At 73.2% G+C, this 19,271-nt stretch carries 14 protein-coding genes; 4 read left to right on the forward strand and 10 right to left on the reverse strand.

Translation table 11 applies throughout. From position 1 onward, the window contains the following. The first annotated feature begins 18 nt into the window (after positions 1-18). A complete protein-coding gene (locus B1759_RS05390; RefSeq protein WP_095514005.1) occupies positions 19-420 on the forward strand; it encodes a carboxypeptidase regulatory-like domain-containing protein in 402 nt (133 codons plus the stop codon). Between the two features lie 31 nt (positions 421-451). On the opposite strand, the gene B1759_RS05395 is transcribed toward B1759_RS05390, so the two are convergent. From B1759_RS05395 to B1759_RS05410, 4 genes are all read right to left on the reverse strand, one after another. Next, entirely contained in the window at positions 452-1,660 is a 1,209-nt protein-coding gene (locus B1759_RS05395) for a PLP-dependent aspartate aminotransferase family protein (RefSeq protein ID WP_198948757.1), read from the reverse strand. Continuing rightward, a complete protein-coding gene (gene nhaC, locus B1759_RS05400) occupies positions 1,644-3,083 on the reverse strand; it encodes a Na+/H+ antiporter NhaC (protein WP_198948758.1) in 1,440 nt (479 codons plus the stop codon). The genes B1759_RS05395 and nhaC overlap by 17 nt, the downstream gene beginning before the upstream one ends. A 115-nt stretch (positions 3,084-3,198) precedes the next feature. Continuing rightward, positions 3,199-4,125, reverse strand: a complete 927-nt coding sequence (locus B1759_RS05405; RefSeq protein ID WP_095514007.1) for an EamA family transporter — start codon at positions 4,123-4,125, stop codon at positions 3,199-3,201. A gap of 81 nt (positions 4,126-4,206) precedes the next feature. Beyond that, the gene (locus tag B1759_RS05410) at positions 4,207-5,235 is read right to left on the reverse strand and encodes an LLM class flavin-dependent oxidoreductase (RefSeq protein WP_095515059.1); all 1,029 of its coding nucleotides are present in this window, start codon (positions 5,233-5,235) and stop codon (positions 4,207-4,209) included. Between the two features lie 117 nt (positions 5,236-5,352). Between B1759_RS05410 and B1759_RS05415 the strand changes: the two genes are divergently transcribed. Both B1759_RS05415 and B1759_RS05420 read left to right on the forward strand, forming a co-directional pair. Next, entirely contained in the window at positions 5,353-6,084 is a 732-nt protein-coding gene (locus tag B1759_RS05415) for an ATP-binding cassette domain-containing protein (protein ID WP_095514008.1), read from the forward strand. Positions 6,085-6,152: 68 nt separating this feature from the next. Further along, positions 6,153-7,589 (forward strand): glycine betaine ABC transporter substrate-binding protein, encoded by a 1,437-nt coding sequence (locus B1759_RS05420; RefSeq protein WP_095514009.1) that lies wholly within the window; start codon positions 6,153-6,155, stop codon positions 7,587-7,589. 3 nt (positions 7,590-7,592) lie between these two features. On the opposite strand, the gene B1759_RS05425 is transcribed toward B1759_RS05420, so the two are convergent. Then, the gene (locus B1759_RS05425) at positions 7,593-8,960 is read right to left on the reverse strand and encodes a HEAT repeat domain-containing protein (protein ID WP_095514010.1); all 1,368 of its coding nucleotides are present in this window, start codon (positions 8,958-8,960) and stop codon (positions 7,593-7,595) included. A 108-nt stretch (positions 8,961-9,068) separates the two neighbouring features. Between B1759_RS05425 and B1759_RS05430 the strand changes: the two genes are divergently transcribed. Continuing rightward, complete coding sequence (locus B1759_RS05430) at positions 9,069-10,592, forward strand: carboxypeptidase M32 (protein ID WP_095514011.1); 1,524 nt, start codon at positions 9,069-9,071, stop codon at positions 10,590-10,592. Here the strand turns inward: B1759_RS05430 and B1759_RS05435 are convergent. The 5 genes from B1759_RS05435 to B1759_RS05455 form a co-directional block, all read right to left on the reverse strand. Beyond that, positions 10,589-13,666, reverse strand: coding sequence for a PQQ-dependent sugar dehydrogenase (locus B1759_RS05435; RefSeq protein WP_095514012.1), 3,078 nt, complete (start codon positions 13,664-13,666; stop codon positions 10,589-10,591). The two genes, B1759_RS05430 and B1759_RS05435, sit on opposite strands and share 4 nt — an antisense overlap. 99 nt (positions 13,667-13,765) lie before the next feature. Continuing rightward, a complete protein-coding gene (locus tag B1759_RS05440) occupies positions 13,766-14,629 on the reverse strand; it encodes an NAD(P)-dependent oxidoreductase (protein WP_095514013.1) in 864 nt (287 codons plus the stop codon). Positions 14,630-14,689: 60 nt separating this feature from the next. Next, positions 14,690-15,265 (reverse strand): Crp/Fnr family transcriptional regulator, encoded by a 576-nt coding sequence (locus B1759_RS05445; RefSeq protein WP_095514014.1) that lies wholly within the window; start codon positions 15,263-15,265, stop codon positions 14,690-14,692. Between the two features lie 12 nt (positions 15,266-15,277). Beyond that, positions 15,278-17,902, reverse strand: a complete 2,625-nt coding sequence (locus B1759_RS05450; protein WP_095514015.1) for an ABC transporter permease — start codon at positions 17,900-17,902, stop codon at positions 15,278-15,280. Between the two features lie 211 nt (positions 17,903-18,113). Then, positions 18,114-19,190 carry a choice-of-anchor B family protein gene (locus B1759_RS05455; protein ID WP_095514016.1) on the reverse strand — a complete coding sequence of 359 codons (1,077 nt, stop codon included), beginning with the start codon at positions 19,188-19,190 and terminating at the stop codon, positions 18,114-18,116. Positions 19,191-19,271: the final 81 nt, after the last annotated feature.

Genomic DNA, 19,271 nt, shown 5'->3' on the forward strand with positions numbered 1-19,271 from the left:
GCGACGCCCCCGACTCCCATGCGCCTCCTCCTCTGCTCCGCGCTGCTCGCCCTGCTGGCGGCCCCCGCCGTCCACGCCCAGACCGAGGCGGGCGGCCTCGGCACACTGGCGGGCCGCGTCACCGACGCCGAGACCGGGATGCCGGTCATGGGCGCGGGCGTCGTGCTCCCAGAGCTGGGCATCGGCGCGGTGTCGCAGCGCGATGGGAGCTACACGATCGCGGACGTGCCCGCGGGAACGCACGCGGTCCGCGTGGGCGCCTACCGCTACCACCTCGACCCGACCACCGAGGTCGTCGTCGCGGGCGAGACGACCCTCGACCTGCCGATCCGGCCCGGCGCGGGCGTCGGCTGCGAGGTCGTCCACGAGCACGGCGAGGACGGCAGCCACATGGAGCGGCCGGTCGAGGACGCGGAGTAAGCACGCTCGGCAGAGACCGACGCGCCACGCCCTACGCCTCCATCCCGTCCAGCGCCTGCCCGAGGTCGGCCACGAGGTCGTGGGCGTGCTCCAGGCCGACCGAGATGCGCATCGTCCCGGCGGCGATGCCGAGCGCGGCGAACCGCTCCGGCGGCAGCTCCTTGAGGTAACTGATCGCGGGCGCGTAGACGAGGCTCTCGTGCCCGCCCCAGCTGACGCCCAGTTGAAACACGCGGAGCCCGTCCACGAACCACTTGATAGCGCCGAGGTCGTCGGTGGCGAGTTCGAAGCCCATCAGGCCGGTCGTGCCCGACATCTGCTTCCGGGCGAGCGCGTGCTGCGGGTGGCTCTCCAGGCCGGGGTAGAACACGCGGTGGACGCCCAGGTGGCTTTCCAGGAAGCGCGCCACCTGGATCGCGTTCGCCTCGTGCTGCCGCATACGGACTGGCAACGTGCGCAGGCTGCGGATCAGGAGCCACGCCTCGAACGGCGCCATCGTGCCCCCCAGCAATTCCCCCTCGGCGACGGCCAGCGCGTCCATCGCCGCGGTCGTCCCGATCACCGCGCCACCCAGCAGGTCGCTGTGCCCGCCGAGGTACTTCGAGCACGAATGGACCTCCAGGTCGATGCCCAGCGCCAGCGGCTGCTGGAAGAGCGGCGTCGCCCACGTGTTGTCGATCACGGTCCGGATGCCGCGCGCCCGCGCGATCTCGGCGACCGCCGCCAGATCCTGCAGCGCGAACACGGCCGACGAGGGGCTTTCGAGGTAGATCAGCCGCGTCCGGTCCGTGATGGCCGCCTCCACCTCGGCGGGGTCCTCGCCCGAGACGAACGTGGTGGTGACGCCCATCTTCCGGGCGAGGTAGACGTTGAGCAGGTTGTTGGCCGGCCCGTAGATCGTCCGCACGGCGACGACGTGGTCGCCCGCGTCGACGCTCGACAGGATGGCGGCCGAGATGGCGGCCATGCCGGAGCCGAACAGCCGCGCCCGCCCGCCGCCCGCCAGACGCGCCAGCTTCTCCTCCGCGAGGCGCACCGTCGGGTTGCCGAGGCGGGAGTACAGGTACGCGCCCGTGCGGTCGTCGAAGGCGGCGTCGATGGCGTCCCAGTCCTCGAAGGTGAACAGCGAGTTCTGGAACAGCGGCGGCACGACGGCGCCGTGGTACCGCGCGCGGTCCTCGCCGTGGTGCATCAGGTCGGTCTCGGGGCGGCGCTCGGGCATGTCAGGGGGCAGACGCATCGGACGCGGAGGGTGCCTCGGCGGAGGTGTAGAAGCACCCGACGCCCAGGACCGCCAGCGTCGGCGCGACGACGAGGTTGACGAGCGTGAGGAGCTGCCAGGGCGCGTAGGCGGCGTAGGGGACGCCCAGCGTCGCGATCATGAACACCGCGCTGGGGGTCCACGGGACGACCGTCTCGATCATCGTCCCGTAGTCCTCCAGCGACCGCGAGAGCACCTTCCGGGGGATGCCGAGCCGGTCGTAGCGCGCCTTGAAGGCGTCCGCGACGATGAAGCTGGTGGCGTACTGGTTCGAGGTGAGCGCATTCGTGACGCCCGCCGCGGCGAGCGTGGCGAGGATGGCCGCCCGGCGCGTCCGCGCGAAGCGCACCGCCCGGCTGACGACCGTGTCCAGCGCGCCGACGTGGTCCATCGCCCCGATGAACACGAACACCAGCAGCGCGATCACGACCGCGTCGATCAGCGCGAACAGGCCGCCGCGGTTGAGGAGCGTCGTCACGTTCTCGGGCAGGCCGGCCGCCCACGGCGCCATCGAGACGTCGAACCCGCGCGCGACCGACTGGGCCACGTCGCCCAGGGTGAACGGCTGGACGATCAGCGCGAGCGCACACGCGACGAGGGTCGACACGACCAACACCGGGACGGTCGGCATCCGGCGGATGGAGCCCACGAGCACGATCAGCGGCGGCAGCACCAGCAGGACGTGGAACGAGAACACGGCGTCGAGCGCGTCGAGAAACGGCACGAGCGAGTCCGCCCCGGCGGTCGTCATCGTGGGCGGGACGACGACCCCGAGGACCGCGTAGGCCGTGCACGCGACGAGCGCCGAGGGGACCGTGGTGACGAGCATCGACTGGATGTGCTCGTAGACCGTCACGTCGGCGGCCAGCGCCGCGATGTTGGTCGTGTCGGAGAGCGGCGAGAGCTTGTCGCCGAAGTAGGCGCCCCCGATCACTGCGCCCGCCGCGATGCCCAGGTTCGCCCCCATCGCGCCCGCGATCCCGAGGATGACCACGCCGACGGTCCCCGCCGAGCCCCACGACGTGCCGGTCAGCGTCGAGAACACGACCGGGATCAGGAACGCAGCCAGATAGAGCACCGACGGGTGGAGCAGCGTCAGCCCATAGTAGACGAGCATCGGGATCGTCCCGGCCACCATCCAGCTGCCGATGATCATGCCAATGGCGAAGAAGATGAAGAAGGCCGGCAGCGCCCGAGTCAGCTTCTGGACGACGGCCTCCTGGATCTCGGCCCAGCCGTGCCCCAGCGCCATCAGTTCGCCGATCGCGAACGTGGCCGCGAGCACGAACACGACCTCCAGCGGCAGCGCGGCCTGCCCGAACACCTGCGGCCGCAGGATCAGCCCGTAGACGACGAGCCCGAGCAAGAACAGGATCGGCGCGAGCGCCTGCCCAAACGTCACGCGGCGCGCAGGTCCCGCCTCGGCACCGAGGCGGGCGGGGTCGGGGGGCGGGGCGTCAGGCAGGATCGGCGGGGGCGAGGAGCCCGAAGCTACCCGGCAGACGCGTCGCCGACGGCTACTCGCTCTGCGAGACCGCAATGACCGGCGTCTTCGCCGCCCGCGCGGTGGTGATGAGCGCGACGGCTGCCACGACCGCCACCGACGCCGAGAGCACGCGCGGCCCCAGCGGCTCGTCCGCCAGCGCCCACCCCAGCAGCACCGCCACGATGGGGTTCACGTAGGCGTAGGTCGACGCCTTCGCCGGCGTCGACACCTTCAGCAGCCACACGTACGCCGAGTAGCCCACGATGGCACCGAAGAACACGAGGTACGCCAGCGCCCCGGCCGACTTCGCCGACACGTCGGCCAGCACCAGCCGCTCGCCGAGCACGACGCCCGCGAGCAGGAGCAGCGCGCCGCCCGCCAGCATCTGCATGCCCACGTTGAGCAGCGTCGCCTCGGCCTTCGGCGCCCCCCGCTGGTAGATCGAGCCGACGGCCCAGAAAAACGCCGCCGCGCCGACCGCCAGCGCGCCGACCGGATCCACCGGGTCGCTGCCCAGGTCGCTCGGGCCGACCAGCAGCCAGATCCCGACGAGCCCGAGCAGGAGGCCCGCGATCACGGCCGGGCGCGGCCACGCGCGCAGGCGGACGGCGTCCAGCAGCACCATCCACATCGGCGTGGAGGCCACAATGAGCGCCGCGACGCCCGACGGGACGTACTGCTCGGCCCACGTCACGCCGCCGTTGCCGCCCAGCAGCAGACACGCCCCGACGACGACCGCCGTCCGCCACTGGGGCCGGGTGGCGGGGACGGCGCCGCGCGCCCGCGACCACGCGTAGAGGATCGCGCCCGCGGCCACGAAGCGGACGCCCGCCATCGTGAACGGCGGCATCGTCTCGATGGCGAACCGGATGCCGAGGTAAGTCGACCCCCAGATGACGTAGAGCGCCGCGAAGGCGGCGAGGACGGCGGCCAGCGGGGGCGTCTTGTCGTTGGTCATGCGACAAGCTCGCTCTCCCCACAGAGCCCCGGCTCGACGAAGTGACGCTCGCTCAGTCCGGCGCCGAGACGGGCAGGTCGGCTAGCCAACCACCGACGTACCCACCTCCCGCCGTACCACCGGCGCGACCTCCGTCCCGAACAGCTCGATCGCCCGCAGCACGTCCGCGTGCGGGATCGGGCCGACGGTAAGCTGCAGCAGGTGCCGGTCGTGGCCGAACAGCTCGTGCTGGTACAGGATCTTGTCGATGGCCTCCTGCGGGCTGCCGAGCACGAGCGCGCCGTCGAGCGCGATCTCGCCGTCGAACTGGGCGCGCGACGGCGGCGGCCAGCCGCGCTCCTTCCCGATGCGCCCCATCGTCGCCATGAACGGGTCCACGGCGATGTCACGGGCCGCCTCGGGCGTGTCAGCGAGGAAGCCGTGGCCGGAGATCGCCACCTTGAGCGTCGCCGGGTCATGGCCCGCCTCGGCGCCCGCCTGGCGGTAGAGGTCGATGAGCGGCGCGAACCGGTGCGGCTGCCCGCCGATGATGGCCAGCGCCAGTGGCAGGCCCAGCCGCCCCGCGCGGACCACCGAGGCGGGCGTCCCGCCGACCGCGATCCACACCGGCAGGGCCTCCTGGATCGGGCGCGGGTACACGGGCTGGTCCTTCAGCGCCGCCCGATGGCGACCGCTCCACGTCACGCGCTCGGACGCGCGGAGCGCCAGCAGCAGGTCCAGCTTCTCGGCGAACAGCGCGTCGTAGTCGCGGAGGTCGTACCCGAACAGCGGAAACGATTCGATGAAGGAGCCGCGGCCGACCAGGACCTCAGCCCGGCCGTTCGACAGCAGGTCGAGCGTCGCGAAGTCCTGAAACACGCGGACCGGGTCGTCGGACGACAGGACCGTGACGGCGCTCGTCAGGCGGATGCGCTCTGTGCGCGCTGCCGCCGCTGCCAGCACCATCGCAGGCGCCGACGCCGCGTAGTCGGCCCGGTGGTGCTCGCCGACGCCGAACACGTCCAGTCCGACCGCGTCGGCGAGGGCGATCTCTTCGAGCAGGTCGCGGAGGCGGGTCGTGTCGGTGCCGTCGGGCGGCACCTCGGCGAAGGAGAAGAGGCCGAGTTCCATCGGGGTCATTTGGTTGTTGCACCAAACAAACGTCTGCGCGGCCCGCCGGATCCGCCCGCCCCGGCGCCGAGGTGGACCGGGCCGGGTACCTTCGCGCATGGCCTCCCCCCTCCCCTCGTGATCCGGCTCCGCGGCGTCGAAAAACGCTATGGAGCGGACGTGGCGCTCCACCCGACCAACCTCGACGTGGCGCGCGGCGAAGTGGTCGCCCTGCTGGGCACCAGCGGCGGCGGCAAGTCGACCCTGCTGCGCATGATCCTCCGGCTGGTCGTCCCCGACGCCGGGACGGTGACGGTCGACGGCACCGAGGTGGCCGCAGTCACGGCCGACGCGGTCCGGCGGCGCACCGGCTACGTGGTCCAGGGCGGCGGCCTGTTCCCGCACCTGACCGTCCGCGACAATGCTGCGCTCGTGGCCCGCCACCTCGGCTGGGACGATGCCCGCATCGAGGCGCGGCTGACCGAGTTGGCGGACCTCACCGCGCTCGCGCCCGCCCTCCTCGACCGGTTCCCTGGCGAACTGTCGGGCGGCCAGCGGCAGCGCGCGGCCCTCTTGCGCGCCCTCGTCCTCGGCCCCGACCTCCTCTTGCTCGACGAGCCCCTGGGAGCCCTCGACCCTGTCACGCGGGACGCGCTCCAGACCGACCTCCGGCGCCTCGTCGCCGACCTCGGCGCGACCGTCATCCTGGTCACCCACGACCTCCGCGAGGCGGCCGTCCTCGCCGACCGCGTCGCGGTGATGGACGCCGGGCGGATCGTCCAGCAGGGCGCGCTGGCGGACGTGGCGGAGGCCCCGGCGACGCCGTTCGTGGAGGCCTTCGTCGAGGCCCAGCGGTACGCGTTGCCGTGAGTCTCTGCCTCCACCGCCGACACTGGACAGGGGCATACGGCCACACGTCCCTACGGGTAGCCCTCCTCATGCTGCTGGCGGTCTCCGCCCATGCGCAAGACACCGCAGTCACGGTCGGGTCGAAGACGTTCACCGAGGGCGTCGTGCTGGGCGAGGTCGCGACGCAGGCCGCACGGTCCGCCGGGGTCGACGCCATCCACCGGCGCGAGATCGGCGGAACGCGGGTCCTCTGGAGCGCGCTCCTCCGGGGCGACGTCGACGCCTACCCCGAGTACACGGGCACGCTCACCGAGGAGATCTTCGCCGGCGAGGCCATCGACTCGGACGCTGCGCTGGCGGCGGCGCTCGCGCGGGAGGGCGTCCGCATGACGGAGCCGCTCGGCTTCAACAACACGTACGCCATCGGCATGGTCGAAGCCCGCGCCGAGGCGCTCGGCATCGCGGCGATCTCCGACCTCGCCGCCCACCCCGACCTGCGCGTCGGCGTCTCCAACGAGTTCCTCGACCGTGCCGACGGCTGGCCCGGCCTCCGTGCCGCCTACGGCCTTCCCCAGGCCGACGTGCGGGGCCTCGACCACGACCTCGCCCTGCGCGCCCTCGCCGCGGGCGATCTCGACGCCACCGACCTCTATTCCACCGACGCCGAGATCGCCGCCTTCGACCTCCGCGTCCTCGTCGACGACCGCGCCTTCTTCCCCCGCTACGACGCCGTGATCCTGTACCGGGACGGCACCGCGCCCGCCGCCGTCGCCGCGTGGGACGCCCTCGCCGGAACGCTCTCGGCCGACACGATGGCCGCACTCAACGCCCGCGTCCGCCTGGACGGCCAGCCCGAGGCCGTCGTGGCGGCCGGGTTCCTCGGCGACCGTCCCGCAGGCGAGATGGCCGTGGCCAGTCGCGCCGAGCGGGTGTGGACGCGCACGAAGGAGCACCTGTCGCTGGTGGGCCTGTCGCTACTGGCGGCGATCCTCGTCGCGATCCCGCTCGGCGTGCTGGCGGCGAAGGTGGCGTGGCTGGAGGCACCCGTTCTGGGCGTCGTCAGCGTGGCCTACACGATCCCGTCGCTGGCGCTGCTGGTGTTCATGCTGCCGCTGCTGGGCATCGGCGCGGCGCCCGCCCTCGCCGCCCTGTTCTTGTACTCCCTGCTCCCCATCGTCCGCACCACGCACGCGGGGCTGACGGGCATCGCGCCGGTGCTGCGGGAGAGCGCGGCAGCGCTGGGCCTGCCCGCCCCGGTGCGCCTGTGGCGGATCGAACTGCCGCTCGCGTCGCCGTCGATCCTGGCGGGCGTCCAGACCAGCGCCGTCATCAACGTGGGCACGGCGACGCTGGGCGCGCTCGTCGGCGCGGGCGGCTACGGGCAGCCCATCCTGACCGGCATTCGCCTGGACGACCTCGGGCTGATTCTGGAGGGCGCGGTGCCGTCGGCGCTGCTGGCGCTCGCGGTGCAGGGCCTGTTTTCGCTGGCGGGCCGATGGGCCATCCCGCGCGGCCTGCGCCTGTAGCCGCTACGGGTGCTGCTCCTCGGGCAGGATCCGGCCGAGGACCCGGAGGAGGTCGTCTCGAATCTCCGCGTCGTCCTCGGTGCGCCACTGCGCGACGAGCGCCGCCCGCGCGATGGGGAGGTCGATCCGCCGGAGCGCCTGGACCACCTGCCACCGGACGTGCGGCTCAGGACAGGCGAAGTACGCGGCCAGCGCGGGCACAGCATCCTCGGCTGGCGCGAGCATCACGACAGCGTGCAGTTCCGTGTCGAACGCTCCGTCGCCTGTGCAGTCGACGGGCGGGAGACGGTCGAGGGCCACCTGGGCGTACCGCCGATCGCGGCTCAGGGCGAGGAGCCGGAGGCCCGTGTCCTCTTCCCAACCGGTCTCAGCCGTGGCGAGGCCCCGAGCGGCTTCGTCGGCAGCGGCGTCTGCGCCGGTCTGGACCCAAACGTCCAGCACGGCAGGGGCCTCGTCGGCAGGCGAGTGGTAGTACATCGCCTCCAGCGCCTCCGCGTGATCGGTGCGGACCACGGGAGCGAGGGCCTGCAGCAGGCTCCACCGGCGGTCCGGGTCGCGCGTCTCCCGTGCGAGCGCGAGGATAGCGTCGGCGGCGCGGGGATCTCGGCGGAGGGAAAGAGACCGGGCCGCGGCATACGCCAGGTCCGCGTCGGGCGACGCCGCGGCGGCGACGAGCGCCTGCGTGACGGACAGCGATGTCCGGCGGGACGGCCCGAGCGCGGCAGCGGCGGCGACCCGCACGGCGAGGCTCGGGTCGCCACGGAGGCGGTCGCCGAGCGGCTCCGTCAGCAGGTCGACCGTCCGCTGGTAGACGGCGACGCGAGGCTCGGTGCGCGGGCCGGAGAGCGTCAGCCAGGGATCGGCGGCGCGGGCGGCCTCGCGGCGCCACGCCGGACGCTGGTCGACGAGCAGCGCCGTGAGCGCGGCCGCACGGATCTCGGCGACGTCGTCCGGGAGAGCGAGGAGAGACCGCGCCAGCCCGACCGCGTCGTCCGTGAGGGGCGCCCGCGAGTGCACCGGGTAGCCGCTCTCGCGCAGCCCCTCGCCATCGTGGGCGAGCAGGAGGAGGAGCCGCTCACCCGGCCGGTACGTTCGGTCGAGGCACGTCGAGATGTAGGAGGGGACGCCGTCCGGCCCCGGCTCGTTGCAGCGGACGACCGGCAGCGCGAGCGTCCGCCCCACCAGGCCCGGGTCGCCCGAGAGGACTCCCTCGACGCGGAACGCCGCGCGGTGCCGCGAGACCTCGCCCACCTGCCCCGTAACGACGGCCTCCGCATCGACGAGGAGGCCCGCGTAGGAGCGCTCGATCCACGACGCCGCCTCGGCGGTGGACGCAGACCCGAGCAGGAGCAGGACGAGGAGGAGGCGCATGGGCCGACGAGGCGAGTCCCAAGCACGCGTCACGGGCGCGTCGGCGCAAGGCGACTCTGGATCCCCGCCTCCCGTCCGCCGTTGGCCCGGCGCCTCCCTCCCGCCCCGATGCCCGACGCCCTGCCCGCCCTCCGCACCCGACTCGCCGAGGTGGCCGACCTCGGCCACGCCGCCGCCGTCCTCGAATGGGACCAGGAGACCTACATGCCGCCCGGCGGGGCAGAAGGACGCGGGCGGCAGGTCGCCACGCTCCGACGGATCGCGCACGAGCGGTTCACCGCCCCCGAGGTCGGCGAGTTGCTGGACGCGGCGGCGCCCGAGAGCGACCTCGACGCCGCGCTCGTCCGCGTGACCCGGCGCGACTGGCAGCGGGCGACGCTGCTGCCGGGCCGCCTCGTCTCCGAGAAGGCCGAGGCCTCGTCGCGGGCGATGGAGGCGTGGAAGGCGGCCCGCGAGTCGGACGCGTTCGCCCTCTTCGCGCCGCACCTGGAGCGCATCCTCGGCCTCGCCCGGGAGGAGGCCGACCTCGTCCGCCCCCTCGTGGCCGCCGAGCGCGGTCCCGACTACGCGCCGTCTGAGGCCGACGCCCGCTACGACGCCTTGCTGGACGAATTCGAGCCCGGCGCGTCCACGGCCTCCGTCGCCGCCACGTTCGCCCGGTTGAAAGAGGGCCTGGTCCCGCTCGTCGCCGCCGCTGCTGAGGCACCCGCCCCCGACGACGCCTTCCTCCGCGCGCCCTTCGACGCCGACGCCCAGTGGGCCTTCGGGCTCGACGTCGCGCAGGCGCTCGGCTACAGCCTCGACCACGGCCGCCAGGACCGCTCTGCCCACCCGTTCACGACCTCGTTCGGGCAGACCGACGTGCGCATCACCACGCGCGTTGACCCCGACTTCTTCCCGACGGCCTTCTTCAGCACCGTCCACGAGGCGGGGCACGGCATCTACGAGCAGGGCTTCGCGCCCGACCTGGCGGGCACGCCGCTCGCAGACGGTGCCTCGCTGGGCATCCACGAGAGCCAGTCGCGGCTCTACGAGAACCTCGTCGGCCGCGGCGAGGCGTTCTGGACGTGGGCCTACCCCATGCTCCAGGCCCGTTTTCCGCACCTCGCCGACGTGCCGCGCGGCGCCTTCCTCCGTGCCGTCAACCGCGTCGAGCCGTCCCTCATCCGCGTGGAGGCGGACGAGCTGACGTACCACCTCCACGTCCTGCTCCGGTTCGAGTTGGAGCGCGCGATGCTCGCGGGCGACCTCGCCGTGGCCGACCTGCCCACCGCCTGGGCCGACGGCATGCGCGGCCTCCTCGGCGTCACGCCGCCGTCCGACGCCGACGGTTGCCTGCAGGACATCCACTGGTCGCTCGGGGCCGTCGGCTATTTCCCGACCTACACCCTGGGCACGCTGATGAGCGTCCAGCTCTGGACCGCCGCCGACGCCGACCTCGGAGGGCTCGACGCCCAGATCGCCGCGGGCGACTTTGCGCCGCTGCTCGGCTGGCTCCGCGAGCACGTCCACCGCTGGGGCCGCGCGAGGACGGCGGACGAGATCCTGCGGGACGCCACGGGGACCGGCCTCGACGCCGCCCCGTGGCTCGCCTACGCCGAGACCAAGGTCGCCGCGTTCTACGGGGGCTAGCGCGCGACGGTGAGGACCTCGGTGACGGTTTCGCCACTCTCGACGTGGCGGACGCGGGCGACGTAGGTCCCGGCCCCGAGCCCGCTCACCCCCAGCGGCAGGGGGAGGTAGCGAAGCTCGGTCATCGAGACCGGCGCGCCGGTCCACACGACGCGGCCCAGCACGTCGACGAGGTCGACGGCGTAGGTCCCGGAGCGGCCCGCGTCGAGCACCAGCACAGCGGCCTCGCGGCTCGGGTTGGGGTAGACGCCGCGAATGGCGAACGGCCCCGTCGGTGTCACCTCCGGGTACTGCCCGGCACCTGTGACCGCCACGTCATCGAACCAGCCGACGGCGACGAGGCCGAGGCTGTCGCGGTCACCCGCAGCCACGGCCGGCCCGGCCAGCAGGTCCGTGGGCAACGAGAGCAGGCGGGTATCGAGACGCGTCCAGGCCTCGCCGTCAGACGACGCCTCGGCCGCCAGCCGGGCCTCGTCGCGGCGCAGGCGGAGCCAGGTCGGCCCGTCCCACGTGCCAACCTCCGTGCGGACAGAGCGCCCGTCGGCGCCATGGTTCCACAGCGCGAGGGTGCCGTCCGGCTCGGCCAGGAGCGTCGCCCCGAGGGCGTCCGACGCGGTGCTCGCCCGCATCGCCACGCCCGCCCCCGCGGTCGGCGTCGTGCCCGTGACCGCAGAGACCCGCGCCATCACGCCGCCGTCGCCGGAGACCACCTGCCGGACCATGTGGAACGCGCCATCGCGGACGGCCCCGCCCCCGACGACGACCAGCGCGCCCTGCACGCCCACCCCCGCCCGGCCCGTTGCGACCGGCGCTCCCACATCGAGCCCCTCGCCGCCACCCGGCAGCACGGCGTCCGGATCCACCTGCCCGTAGACCGACAGCCGGTCGGCCCCTACGACGCGGACCCCGTCCGCCTCGGCCTCGACGAAGAGCACCTGGAGGGTGTCCCCCTCGGCGAGGACGCTGGGGAAGCGGACCGGCGCCCAGGCGCCGTCCTGTCGCACCTCCACGGCCAGCCCGTCCGGCGCCTCCGAGAGGCCCGGCAGCCCGACGCGGCCGACGCGGAACGGACGCGGGAACGTCACCTCGACGCCGTCCTCGATCTCCATCGGCAACGCCGCCGGCACCACGTCGATCTCGGCCGGGACGACCGTCCGCAACGTCCGCGAGGCCGATGACACGAGGCCCTCGCCGTCGGTCACAGTCACCGTCGCGCGGTAGTGCGTCGTCTCCCCCGGCCCCCCGTGCGGGTCGAGGATGAACTCGCCCACGGCCTCCTCGGTGTAGAAAAACCGCCGGTGGATGTGGTCGTTGTGGAGCAGGTCCACGGCCCACTCGAACGCGAAGGTCTCGGCGGCGTCGATCGGGTCGGTGGCGGACGCCTGGAGGCGGACCCGCCCGTTGGCCGGGATGACGTACGCCGTCGGGCTCTCGATGGTCACCACCGGGAGCGCCCCGCCGATGCGGATGGAGAGCGACGCGCGGCTCTCCTGCCCGTCGGAGTCGGTCACAACCACCGTCGCCGGGAAGACGCCCTGCGCCACGTACGTGTGGGAGACCTCCGGCCCTTCCGCCGTCGCGCCGTCGCCGAACGTCCACTGGTAGGCGAGGTCCCCGCCGTCGGGGTCGAGCGAGGCGGTGGCGTCGAAGTCGAAGCGCGTGCCCACCGCGCCCGTCCGCGCCGAGGCGGTCAGCCGCGCGACCGGCGGGCTCCCCCCGCTCCCCGCATACCGCAGCCGCACGATCTGGTTGTGGATCACGTCGGCCCCAATCAGCTCCCCCGTCGCCGGCTCCGGCGTCAGGTCGACGATGTGCCCGACGTCCTCGCCGATGAACGCGACCCCCTCCATGCCCTCCGCCCCGAGGCGAGCCGACCGGATCCACTGGTTGGCGTAGTCGGCGAAGAAGAGCGCGCCCTGGTACGCCTCCGGGTAGGCGGTGCCCGTGTACACCACGCCGCCGGTCACGGAGTAGGCCGTCACGCCCGCCGGGGACGACCGCTCCGGGTAGCTGTGGCTGAAGTAGGCGTAGGGCTCCGTCGGGACGCCCGCGCGCGGCTCGGAGCACGCCAGAGGCCCGGTCACCGACTGGCCGACGGCGTACTCCTCCGGCCCCTCGTAGCACGGCCAGCCGAAGTTCTCGCCCCCCGTCGAGCGGTTGATCTCCTCCCAGTTGGCCTGTCCGACGTCGCCGATGAGGAGCGTCCCCGGGCCGGCCTCGCCGGGCTCTGCCGGCACCACCGTGAACCGGAACGGGTTGCGGAAGCCTAGCGCCCACACCTTCGAGGCCGTGTCCGCCGGGTCGCCGGTGTAGAACGGGTTGTCGGGGTAGCCGTCGCCCGTCTCCGGGTCGATCCGCAGGATCTTGCCCCCCAGGCTCTCGAGCGACTGCGACCGGAAGAGGCCGATGTCCTCGTCGGGGTGGACCCCCTCGTCGGGGTTCTCCGAGAAGCACTCGTCGTACTGGCCGCCAATGTCGGGCTGGACCGGCGCGCCGGAGCCGTCGCCGCTGCCCACGAACAGCGAGCCATCGTGCCCGAACGCGATCGTGCCGATCGAGTGGTGGTTGTAGCACGACGGGATGCCGTCGTGGAAGTTCTCGCCCAGCACGACATGGCGGCTCGCCAGGTCGGCGCGGTTGGGGTCCGCGGGGTCGGCCGAGTAGCGGGTCACGCGCCCGTAGGCTCGGCTATAGCTCGGGGTCTGAGGCAGCGGTGAGTCGTCGACGGTGTAGACGAAGTAGATGTCCGGCGTCGCCGGGAAGCCCGGGTGGAGCGCGAAGCCCAGCAGGCCGCGCTCCGCCACGTTGAGGACCTCCCCGCCGAAGTACAGCCAGGGCTCGTCGAGCAGCGTGCCGTCCGGGAGAACCACGCGGAGCCAGCCGCCCTTCATGAGGACGAAGATGCGCCCGTCGGCCGCGACCTCGACGTCGACGGCGTCGAAGATGGACCCCGGCGGCGTGATGGGCTCGATGTAGAAGCCCGTCTCCTGCGCCCGAGCCGCTCCGCTCAGCAGACTGACGGCGAGAAGGAGCAGGAAAAACGCAATCGGCCGGACGCGGAAGGCAGCGTACACATCTCAGACTGTAGGTGTCTGATCAAGCTATCGACCGACATAGAGCGGACATATTGAGTTCTCTGTGCCCTCTCGGCCGCGTCCGGCTCTCCTTGGCCCTCAGGACGCGTCGTGGAGATGGGAGACGGCCGTCATGTTGCGGTCGCCCAGCCCGGCGTCCTGGGCCTGCTGGAACGCCGCACGCGCCGCCTCCACGACGGGCGCCGCCACGCCCGCCTCGGCGGCCATGCCGAGCGCGTAGCGGAGGTCCTTCTCCAGGAGATCGACGGGGAAGAGCGGCGCGTGCTGGTCGGCCGCCATCAGCCGCATCGCCGTCGTCCCGACGGGGCTGGCAGCGGGCGTGCCCCCGATGATCTCGGCGGCGGTGGCCGGGTCGATGCCCTGGCGGCCGAGCGCCGCAAGCAACTCGGCCGCCGCCGCCACCTGCACGCCCATGAACGCGTTGACGGCCAGCTTGGCGAGCGCGCCGTGGCCCGTGGGGCCGACGTGGTGGACGGCCGAGCCCATCGCCTCGAACGCTGGCCGCGCGGTCTCCAGCGCCTCGGCGTCCCCGCCGACGAGGTAGACCAGCGACGCGGCCTCGGCCTGGGGCGTGGAGCCGGAGACAGGCGCGTCCAGGAACGGGGTGCCGCGCTCGGCTGCCAGGGCCGCCAGCTCGCGGACCCAGCCGGGCGTCAGCGTGCTCGACTCGACCGCCACGGCGGCCGGGCTCAGGCCCGCCAGCGCACCAACCGGGCCGGTCCACACGGCGCGCGACGCCTCGTCGTCGGTCACCATCACGATCACCACGTCGGCGCGGTGGGCCGCCTCGCGGGGCGTGTGGGCTACGACGGCGCCCAGCAGCTCCAGGTCCTCGGCGGGGCCGGGCGAGCGGTTCCAGACCGTCAGGTCGTGGCCGGCGTCGAGGAGGTGGGCGGCCATTCGGGCGCCCATGGCGCCGAGGCCGAGAAAAGCGATGTGCATGTCAGTCGGGAGAAAGGGATGCCGGAGGATCGGGCGCAGGCCCGGGCCGCGCCTGAACCTTCATTCAGAAGCCGCCTGCCGACGCACGCGCGACAGGTGAACATCGGTGACGCCGAGGTAACTGGCCAGGTGGTACAGCGGGACCCGCTGGAGAAGGTCCGGGCGCTCGCGGACGAGATCGGCGTAGCGCTCGGCGGCACTCTGGAGCAGCAGGCTCCGCGTCCGGAGTTCCTTGCGCGCCAGGATCCGCTCGGCCAGCTTCCGCCCCAACCGGTCGAAGGCGGGGTCGCGGTCCATCAGGTCGGCGAAGGCGTCGACCGGCGCGGCCAGCACGACGGTCGGTTCGAGCGCCTCGATGCCATAGAGGATCGGCAGACGGAGGTGGGCCGCCGCCAGCGCGCCGGCGAACTCGCCCTCGACCACGAACGCCTTGTTGGACTCGCGCCCGTCGTCACCCGGGTAGTAGAACCGGAGCAGGCCGCGCTCGACGAACAGGATCTCGTGCGCGGTCGAGCCCGGCAGCGCGACCGGCTCGCGGGCCCCCACCTCACGCCGGACGAACAGGCCGCGGAGCGTGGCCAGCCGGTCGGCGTCGAGGTCGGCCCAGTGGGCGACAGCGGTGGCGAACAAGGACATGACGCGAGTCTACTACCCCTCCCGCATCGCCAGCGCCGGGCTCGTCCGCGACGTCTTCCACGCCGGGTACACGCCCGCCAGCAGCGCCGCGCCGACCGCCAGCCCGACCGCCTGCAGCAACACGCTCGGCGAGACGGTGAACGCCAGCGTCCACCCGAACGAGCGGACGTTGACCACGAACACCAGCACCGCCGCCAGCGCCAGCCCCAGCGGGACCGCCAGCAGCCCGGCCCACAGGCCCATCAGCCCGGTCTCGGCGAACACCATCCGCCGCACCTCGCCCGGCGTCATGCCCTGCGCGCGGAGCATCGCCAGCTCGCGGCGGCGCTCCAGTTGCAGCGCCATCAGCGCCGAGAGCACGCCCACGAACGCCACCGCGACGGCCAGCAGCCGCAGCACGCTCGTGACCACGAACGTCTGGTCGAAGATCTCCAGGCTCGCCTCCCGCAGGTCGCGGTTCGAGCGCACGATCACCTCCTGCCCGCTCGCGTCGGCCAGCGCCAGCGCCTGCTGCACCAGCGTCGCCGCGTCTATTCCCTCGACGGCCGTCAACGCCGTCCCCGCGAAGCCGGGGTCGCGGAACGCCTCCAGGAACGGCCCCTCGTCCATCAGCACGACGCCCAGGTCGTTGCCGTAGTCGAAGTAGACGCCCGTGATCGGATAGCGCCGCTCGCCCCGGTCGGTCGGCAGCGTCAGCGTGTCGCCCGCAGTCACCCCGAACCGGAACGCGAACGGCTCGCTCACCGCCACCCCGCCCGACGGCGCCGCCTCGGCGACGGCCTGGGCCGAGCCCGCCTTGTAGCGGTAGATGCCCGCCCGTGTCGCGTCCACGCGCGAGGCGACCAGGTCGAACGGCCCGGAGCCGGTGTCGAGCGTCCGCAACCGGATCGCGTCCGCTCGGGCGACGCCGGGCAGGCCGGCCAGTCGCAGCGCCAGCGTGTCGTCCAGCACCGCCCCGCCGCGCCGGAACACGGTCGACGGCGGCTGCACGTACACGTCGGACACCAGCACCGCGCCCAGCCAGTCGGCCACGGTCGTCCGGAACGACGACACCATCGTCGCCACGCCGACCGTCGCGGCCACGGCCACGGCCAGCGCCGCCACGGCCACCGCCGTCCGGCTCAGGCTGGCCGTGATACCGCGCGCCGCCATCCGCCCGACCGGGCCGAGCACAGCCCCGAGCACCGGCCGTGCCAGCGCGGCCCAGGCGCGCGTCACCCACGGGATCGCGAGCGCGAACCCGCCCAGGATGCCCAGCATCCCCACGTACGCACCGGGCACGCCTGCCGGAATCCACAGCGACGCGACGCCGAGCACGAGCACGGCCGCGCCCCACGCGGCCAACCGACCTGCACCCCGCGCGAGCCTGTCCTCCTGGGTCGACCGCCGCAGCGCGCTCGCGGGCGTGGTCGAGGCGGCTTCCCAGCCCGGACGCAGCGCCCCTACCACGGTCGCCCCGAGGCCGAGGGCTACGCCTTTCAGCAGCGCCACCGGCGACAGCGCCAGCTCGCGGACGCGCACCACGAAGTAAAGATCGCCGATGGTCTGCGTCACCAGCCGCACCAGCCCCGTCCCCATCAGCACGCCCAACGCCAGGCCCAGCACGGTGCCCACCAGCCCGATCACCAGCGCCTCGCCGAGCACGGCGCGGAACACCTCGGCGCGTGTCACGCCCAGCGCCCGGTACGTCCCCAGTACCCGCCGCCGCTGCACGACCGCGAACGTGACCGTGTTGTAGATCAAGAACACGCCCACCACCAGCGCCAGCAGCGACAGCGCCGTCAGGTTGAGCCGAAACGCCGCCGTCATCGTCTCCAACGTCTCGGCCTGCGTCGACGCCGGGCGCACGTCCACGCCCTCCGGCAACAGCGCCTGCACCGCCGCCACCGCCGCCGGGTCGTCCGGCAAAATCAGGTCGATGCGGGTCAGGCTCCCTGCGGTCGCGGCGAGGGGCGACGGCCTGGGAAGGTCACTCGCGGCCCCTTCTGGAGTCGGCTCCCCGCCCCGTGCCCTGTGCCCCATGCCACGTGCCCTCCCGAACCACTCCTGCGCCGTCGCCACGTCGGCCACCAGGAGGTTCTGGAGGGCGCTCGCCGAGCGCTCGTCGTCCGGCTGCAGCAGCCCCACCACCTGCGCCACCTCGGGCCGGCCGTCGACGCGCAGCCCCAGCGTGTCACCCACGGCCACGCCCAGCTCGGCCGCCGTCTGCTCGGAGACCAGGACCGCGCCGGGGACCGTCAGGAAGGTGTTCGCGTCCAGCCCCCCGCCCGGACCGCCGACGAACGACCGGAAGGCGGGCTCCGCGAACGGGTCGATGCCCAGCACCGACACCACGCGCATCCGGTCGCGCGCCACCCGCGCGTCGCCCTGCACCACCGGCGCGACGGCCTCCACGCGGGGCTGGACCACCAGGTCGGCCACCAACCCGCCGTCCACCCCGCCCGGCCCGCCGATCACCTGATGCGTCGCCGTGCCCGTCACGGCCTCGCCGGACAGTTCGAAGGCCCGCAATGCGCTCGTGTTGGCCAGATCTACGGCCACGCTCACGGCCACGCCCAGCGCGACCCCCAGGATCGACAGCGCCGTCAGCAGGGGGTGCCGCAGCAGGTACCGGCGGCTGGAACGGAGCAGGGGCATGAGCGGCGTCGCGGGGGTGGGAGCCTACTCCGCCCCGCGCGTCGCGGATTCGGACCGCCGATGGGGACAACCCCTGACCTCGAGTCCCGTGCCAGCCTGCGGATTCGGCCCCCCGACGGAGACGCCCCCTCACGTAGGGGCACGCCGGTGGACTCCCCTCATGCATCCTCGGCCCCGAGGCGGCCCGACCCGACGGCCCCCGCTCCGCCCCCTACGAGTCCACCGGTGGCGACCACTTGAGCACCGTCAGTTGGCCCGTCCCGTCGCTGCCGTACACGTAGCCCCCCGGCGAGGGCAGCGTCGCGCCCCAGTTGCCGTCCATCGCCACGTCGTCGTTCCGCCCGTACGTGTCGTGGTGCGCCACCACCGTCGGGGTCGTCAGGTCCGCCAGGTCCAGCACGTAGACACCCGCCGTGTAGTGCGAGAGGAACGCGTAGCGCCCCTGGATCAGCACGTTGTGCGCGATCCGGTTGGCCCCCAGCCACTCCCCGATCAGCTCCGGGTTGTTCGGGTCCTCGATGTTCCACACCTTGACCGTCTTCTCGGCCGTCTCCTCGGTCGTCAGCACGTGGCGGCCGTCGTCCGTCGGCCAGATGTTGTGGACGTAGCCCGCGTTCGGCACCGACACCCGCGTCACCAGCACCGGGTTCGCCTTGTCCGACAGGTCCCAGATCGAGTACGTCGGGTTGCGGCCCTCCGCGATGTAGACGCGGTCCTCGAACGCGACCACGTCGTGCACGTCGCCCACGTCCAGAGTCGCGACCACGACCGGCGCGAGCGGATCGGCGAGGTCCAGCACGAGCACCGCCGAGCCGTCCGAGTTGAGCACGTAGGCGTGCCCCGTCGCCACGTCGATGGACAGGTTGTGGGACGACACCAGCGCGTCGTCCGGCCCTCGGATCACCGCCACCTCCTCCGCGCTCTCCGGCAGGTTCGACAGGTCGATGATCTGGAGCCCCTCGCTGCGCCCCGTCGCCTCGGAGACGGCATACGCGTAGTGCCCGTACGTCTTGATGTCGCGCCAGTACCAGCGCGCGTCCTCGGTCGGCCCGGGGATGCGGGCCACCACCTCCAGGCTCGGCACCGCCACGATGGACACGCCCTCGATGTCGCCCATGATGGCATACTCCGCGCCGTCGGGCGCCACGTAGCCCCACACGTCCGAGCCGCCCGTCTCCAGCGAGTCCGTCGCGATGGCAGGCAGGTCCACGGTCCCGATCAGGTCGAGCGTCTGGGCACTGGCAGACGAGACCAGCAGAACGGCGGCGAGGAGCGACAGGCGGGTCATGGCAATCACGGTGGGGAGGAGGCAACGTACGGCAGCCCGTCGGGGCGACGATGCGCTCGCCTCGGCACCGAGGCGGGAAGA

This window comes from Rubrivirga sp. SAORIC476 (assembly GCF_002283555.1).
GTDB lineage: Bacteria > Bacteroidota > Rhodothermia > Rhodothermales > Rubricoccaceae > Rubrivirga.